This is a genomic window from Parabacteroides sp. AM08-6 (genome assembly GCF_003473295.1).
In the GTDB taxonomy this organism is placed as follows: Bacteria; Bacteroidota; Bacteroidia; order Bacteroidales; family Tannerellaceae; genus Parabacteroides.
On record NZ_QRMP01000058.1, the window covers coordinates 1 to 5,615 of the forward strand.

General features: G+C 51.1%; 7 protein-coding genes. 4 read left to right on the forward strand and 3 right to left on the reverse strand.

What is annotated here, in order from left to right:
* The 3 genes from DW103_RS17610 to DW103_RS17620 all read right to left on the reverse strand — a co-directional run.
* On the reverse strand, nt 1-590 hold a 590-nt coding region (locus DW103_RS17610), incomplete at its 3' end, for a hypothetical protein (protein ID WP_147381247.1).
* Nucleotides 591-595: 5 nt separating this feature from the next.
* Nucleotides 596-949, reverse strand: a complete 354-nt coding sequence (locus DW103_RS17615; RefSeq protein ID WP_122278553.1) for a hypothetical protein — start codon at nt 947-949, stop codon at nt 596-598.
* An 11-nt stretch (nt 950-960) separates the two neighbouring features.
* Nucleotides 961-2,055 (reverse strand): head maturation protease, ClpP-related, encoded by a 1,095-nt coding sequence (locus tag DW103_RS17620; protein ID WP_122278555.1) that lies wholly within the window; start codon nt 2,053-2,055, stop codon nt 961-963.
* An 85-nt stretch (nt 2,056-2,140) separates the two neighbouring features.
* Between DW103_RS17620 and DW103_RS17625 the strand changes: the two genes are divergently transcribed.
* The 4 genes from DW103_RS17625 to DW103_RS17640 form a co-directional block, all read left to right on the forward strand.
* Nucleotides 2,141-2,683, forward strand: coding sequence for a helix-turn-helix domain-containing protein (locus DW103_RS17625; protein ID WP_122278557.1), 543 nt, complete (start codon nt 2,141-2,143; stop codon nt 2,681-2,683).
* A complete protein-coding gene (locus tag DW103_RS17630; RefSeq protein WP_122278559.1) occupies nt 2,680-4,251 on the forward strand; it encodes a hypothetical protein in 1,572 nt (523 codons plus the stop codon). The genes DW103_RS17625 and DW103_RS17630 overlap by 4 nt, the downstream gene beginning before the upstream one ends.
* Before the next feature lie 2 nt (nt 4,252-4,253).
* Entirely contained in the window at nt 4,254-4,679 is a 426-nt protein-coding gene (locus DW103_RS17635) for a phage protein Gp36 family protein (protein WP_158576712.1), read from the forward strand.
* A 48-nt stretch (nt 4,680-4,727) separates the two neighbouring features.
* Nucleotides 4,728-5,615 (forward strand): hypothetical protein (locus DW103_RS17640; RefSeq protein WP_147381248.1); only part of this gene is annotated, 888 nt, incomplete at its 3' end.

A 5,615-nucleotide genomic window follows, 5' to 3' on the forward strand; every position in this document is an offset into this window, starting at 1 on the left:
TAGTAATCCACAAATTCCGGTACTTTCAACAGGTCTGAATACTGGTCGGGCGTTACCATGCCATACCATTTACCACCGATACCCGATACGTTCATACGCATCATCAGGTTGTGCAACGTCAGCAAATCGTCCTTTGTCAGGGCTTTGCGGTTGGAGGTCAATCCCGAGATATTGCTCTTTCGGGCATCCCCGGTTGTTTTCAGGATGTTCGTGCTTTTGGTAGGCGACCAGTGATAGGCTGCATACGCCGCAATCTTATTGTTCATCTCGCCTGCCTGCTGTTCCTGTTTGGTCTGGCGTTTGCTGTAATTGGTCAGCAGTTCACTCTGGGAGTCAATCAAGAGCGGCTGACAATAGATAAGCGTCGTGTTGTACGTTTTCTTCGTGTCGGTCGATACTTCGATTTCCAGCGGCAAGGATTTGGGCTTACCCTCTTTTGCCTTGCTGATTGGGGTTTGTACCGGTTTTTCTACCGTTTCAGTAGTATCAGCCACACCGGTTTCGGCTACAGACTTCTTATAAAAGCTGTTGTCCGGGAAAATTTGTTTTTGAAGCTCTTTGGAATAGAGCGTTGTTCTGATTTCTGCCATATCTGTTAGTCAATTTGGATTGATTTACCTGTCTGGATAAAGCCGGTTCCATCATAGACATACTCTGTGACGAACGTCTTTCCGGCTACACCGGTGATAGATTCCCCCTTTACACCCGTTCCCGGATTCAGCTTTTCGGTAGCCGTAGAGGTTGTTTTCACGATTACCCGCGCTCCCGGTGTCAGGTCGGGGTCGGCGGTAAGGTCAAGCGTACGGTTATCCGTAGCCACGACGGACGAACCGTCTACAATGGTCAGGTTGTTGACGATATCAAATGCCTGAGCGCCGACGGCTGTCATGAGCAAAATAGTTGCTGCGCCAAACGGCCATTTTACAATGGGATTCTGCAATTCTTCCATGCTTTTACGTGTTATAAGCTGTTTTCGTAATCATCCAGCAACTTCTGAAACTGTGCCGGGTTTGTCCTCTCCAATTCATTCAGGTATCCCGGATTGTTCTTTTGATACCAGTTCCAGTCTTTACCAGCCTGCGCTTGTGCACCGGCAGCTTTACCTTTCAATTCTTCCAGGGCGGTACTAAGGCGGCCGGCCGCCTGAACTGTCGGGGTTACGGTATTGCCGTTTCCGGCATTACCCTCTTCACCTTCCGGCTTTTCTTTTACTTCCGTTACCATTTCGGCAAACAGGTCGAAGTCGGCAGCGGCCAGCTTCTTCATGCGCTCCTTGTTTTTGTCCGTAACGTTCCCATTGCTTACGCCCAAGGCGAGGTAATGGTCTACCAGTCGGTTGTGCTGTTCCTCCAGTCTTACCCGGTTTGCTTCGATGGCATCCAGCACCTGCTGTTCGGTCGCCGTTGCCGGCAAGCCCAGTTTTGCTGCAATTTTTGTCAAATCCATTTCGTTGTTATTTACAGGTTTATATTCATTCGCGATACGGGTTAATAGTTCCGTAGTCGTGAGGTTCTTCAGTTCGTCCGCCCGCTGGCTGGATACGATTTCGTCAACCAATCCTTCCGCCTTTGCCTCATCGGCCGTAAACCAGGTTTCGGCCGACATCAGCGAACCGATCTTTTCCTTTTTACAGCCCCGGCGGCTCAGGATCGTTTGCAGTGTATCGGTCAGGCTGGCAAGGGCCTTACGCATCTTGTCGTTCATCTCGGCGTCACTGTCGGACGGGTACGGGTTGTGGATCATCAGTTTGGCATAATCCTGCATGCTGACTCTGTCGGCGGCAATTGCGATAACCGCTGCCATACTGGCGGCGATACCGTCTATATGCACATGGATGAACGCCTTCATGGTACGCATGGCGGATACGATACTGAGACCGGATATCACGTCGCCGCCGGGGCTGTTGATATGCAGGTGTATTTTATCTATCCGGTCGTCCAGTGCGGCCAACTCCTGGGCGAACAGGTCGGCATCCACTTGCCTGCCTATTTCGCCGTAGAGCCGCATGGTGGCTTCTTTCGTGTCTTTGTTAACGATGTCTACATACTTGTCCATAGATTAAAAAATTCGTGTTCGTTCGTAATGATTACAAGGGCAAAGGAAAAGGGATAAGGAAACGGCTCAAAATGAAATTCCAAGGATGACAATTTTTATTCCCATCCTTGGAACTTTATTTTTCGCAAGTGCTGTCCGACAGGAACTTTGCCTAAAAAAGTACGCGAATATGAACGACAAAGAAGCTGCTTACATCCTGTTTAAGGAAGGCGTCTCCCAGCAGGAGATCGCCCGCATCCTGCAACGCTCCGAACAGACAATAACACGCTGGAAAAAGGACGGCGAATGGGACCGGAAGGCAACCGAGGACCTGATGGCCATGCAAACCATCCACGAAGACACCCGCGACCTGGTACGCTACCAGCTGGCAACCCTGCGCAAACTGAAGGAACGATACATTAAAGAGGAAAAAGAGGGCGGGGAACCGCATCTGATAAGCAAGGGGGACATCGACGGGGCACGCGACCTGTTCAACATGATCAAGGTCAAGGAGGCCGATTGGACAACCCTTGTACGGATTGTCCGCCTGATAAATAAGTTCCTGAAAGACAACTATCCGACACTGGCGCGGGATGTGGCCCCGGCATTGAACGATTTCCTGAATGAACAAAGGGGAGGCATGTCATGAGCCTGGAACGTAACCTGACACCCAAAGAACAACGCGAGTACAACGAGTGGCTTGCCGAAATGCAGGAGACTGTCCGTCTGCGACCAATCACACAGGAAACGGAAACGCAAAAAACAAGACGTATCGCCAACCTGAAAAAGGATTTCACGAAGTTTTGTCGTTACTATTTCGAGGACTTTATGGATGCCGATTTCGGCTGGTTCCATAAAAAGGGCGTGAAACTGATTGTCGACAACGAAGACATCATGTTTGTTGGCGAATGGCCGCGTGAACACGCAAAGTCCGTAATCATGGACATCTTTCTGCCCATGTACCTGAAAGCGTTGGGGAAATTGACAGGGGTTGTCCTCTCGTCTGCAAATGAGAATAAAGCGGACGGATTGCTGGCTGACCTTCAGGAACAACTCATGTTTAACCAGCGTTATATCGCCGATTACGGGCCACAATACAAATCAGGGAAATGGGATACCGGCCATTTCGTAACAAATGACGGGGTTGGCTTTTGGGCTTTCGGGCGCGGACAATCGCCGCGTGGCGTACGTGAAGCCGCACTCCGTCCGAACCTGATTATCGTGGATGATATCGACGATGCCGAAATCTGCAAGAACGAAAAACGCGTGCAGGAGGCAACGGACTGGGTTCTGGGCGACTTGTACGGCTGTGCCCCGACGAAGGGAAGCCGTTTTGTAGTCATCGGCAACCGTATCCATAAACGTAGCATCCTGGCGCACATCGTGGGCGACGTGGAAGAAGGCGACCCGAAAAAAGAGACGATTACACACTTGAAGGTGTATGCCTTGGAGAACCCACACACACACGAAATGGACCTGTCGGAAAAAGGCGTACCGGCTTGGAAAGAACGTTACACCCGCCAGCAAATCCTTACCAAAATGGAAAACATGGGCCGCCGTCTGGCCCTTCGCGAACTCTTCCACCAGCACATCGTTATCGGCCGTATATTCAGGGAGGAACACTTACCCTGGGCGGACCTGCCGCCTATTCAGAACTGCGAAAAACTGGTAACCTACAACGACCCTTCATACAAGGAGACGAAAAAAAACGACTTCAAGGCGATTGTCCTGATTGGGAAGAACGGCAAATACTTCGACATCTACAAAGTATTCTGCCGGCAATGCACTACCCCCGAAATGGTACGCGGGCACTATGACCTGGCGGAAGAGGTACCGGAGAACAAAACCTGCCCGCACTGGATGGAGGCGAACTTCATACAGGATATCCACCTGAAGAAATACGACGAAGAAGCGGAACTGAGGGGTTACAGCATTGCCATCCGTGGCGATAAGCGCAAGAAGCCGGAAAAGACGGAACGCATCGAGGACCTTTCCGCCTATGCCGAACGTGGCCTTATCCGCTTCAACCGGGCAGAAAAACATAGCCCGGACATGCAGGAACTCAGGAACCAGTTTCTGGGTTTCCCGGATGCCGAGCACGACGACGGCCCGGATGCCGTAGAGGGTGGTGTTTACAAACTCAACAAGCCCAGCATCGGCAAGAAAACAACCGCCCGCAGCGGCAAGTACAAACATAATTCAGCAAGGAGGGGATGACAATGATGAATTTCTTACAACAAAGCGACTACCGGACATTTATCAATCCGGAACTACTCAGCATGCTCCTGGGCGGGGATGTGGATAAACTCGAAGAGGCCGAAGGCTATGCGTACGGCTTTATCATGTCCAACCTCGCGGCACGCTACAACATGCAGACCGAATTTTCCCGGTCCGGGGCGGCCCGTAACCAGACGCTTGTGCGCTGGATGCTGTCTTTGTCGGTCTATTTCCTGCACAATACCGTAGCCGATACGGATATCCCGGAACGTGTCGCCAAGAACTACGACGATGTGCGCCGGGAAATCGAAGCGGTTGCCGGCGGCAAAGCGGCAACCGATCTTCTTCCGCTCCAGAAGGACGGGAAAGTAAAAACACGGTTCCGGTGGGGTTCCAGCCCCAAGCGCAGCCACAACCCATTTGAGTGAGACTGTTTAAACACTGTTTAAACGCTCGAAATTTAAACTTTAAGTAGTATGAAGGCATCAGCGTATATAAGAAACTTTTTTGACGCCGTAAAGGGCGTAAAACAAACCGGCCGCAAATCGAAGCTTTTAGCGAAGCAACCCATCGACCGGGTAAAGATGGAAATCGGCAATCTGACCAAGGCGGTGGAAAATGCCCTCGACCCGGTGAATTCCGACCGCATGGACCTGCTTACCATGTACGAAAACTCCTGGAAAGACAGCCAGGTGATAGCCGAACGCGAAAAGGCTGAATCGTACCTTATTACCGAACCGTTCGAAGTGTTGGAAGGCGAGGCGGTGAACAAAGAGAAAACCCGCCTTTTCGAGCGTCCCTGGTTCACGCACTTTATCACCATTGCCATGTACACGGATTTCTGGGAATACACCATTGCCGAGTTTCAGGAACAGGACGAAAAAGGAGAATTTACCGATGTGAAAGTCTTCCCTCGTAAACACGTGCGTCCCTTCGAAAAGCAGATTGTCATAAACCCTTCCGACCGGGAAGGGATTTCATACGACGGGAAGGAATTTGATTTCTTCCTCCTGCCGCTGGGTGATCCGGAGAATCCCGGCAAACTGGAGAGTATCACGCGGGAGGTTATCTGGAAAACCTTTGCCCGGTCCGACTGGTCGGAATATAACGAACGTTTCGGCAAACCGCTCCTGGACTTTGCCATCGATACCACCAACGAGGAGGAGGTAAAAGAGAAAGAAGAGATGGCCGCCAACTTCGGTACGAATGGCTGGATCATCCGGGATGTGGAAGAGGATGTAAACATCGTACAAACAGCCAGTCGGGCCAGCGCGGAAAACTTCAAGGACATGGCGTTGTTCTGTGACGACCAGATTGCCAAGTTGATGAACGGCCAGACCGGGACCAGTGACGAAAAGTCGTTT

Bases quoted from the DNA above. Each gene is read 5' to 3' on its own strand.
- DW103_RS17630 (WP_122278559.1), top strand. From the start codon at position 2,680: ATGAGCCTGGAACGTAACCTGACACCCAAAGAACAACGCGAGTACAAC.
- DW103_RS17620 (WP_122278555.1), bottom strand. From the start codon at position 2,055: ATGGACAAGTATGTAGACATCGTTAACAAAGACACGAAAGAAGCCACC.
- DW103_RS17635 (WP_158576712.1), top strand. From the start codon at position 4,254: ATGATGAATTTCTTACAACAAAGCGACTACCGGACATTTATCAATCCG.
- DW103_RS17615 (WP_122278553.1), bottom strand. From the start codon at position 949: ATGGAAGAATTGCAGAATCCCATTGTAAAATGGCCGTTTGGCGCAGCA.
- DW103_RS17625 (WP_122278557.1), top strand. From the start codon at position 2,141: ATGACAATTTTTATTCCCATCCTTGGAACTTTATTTTTCGCAAGTGCT.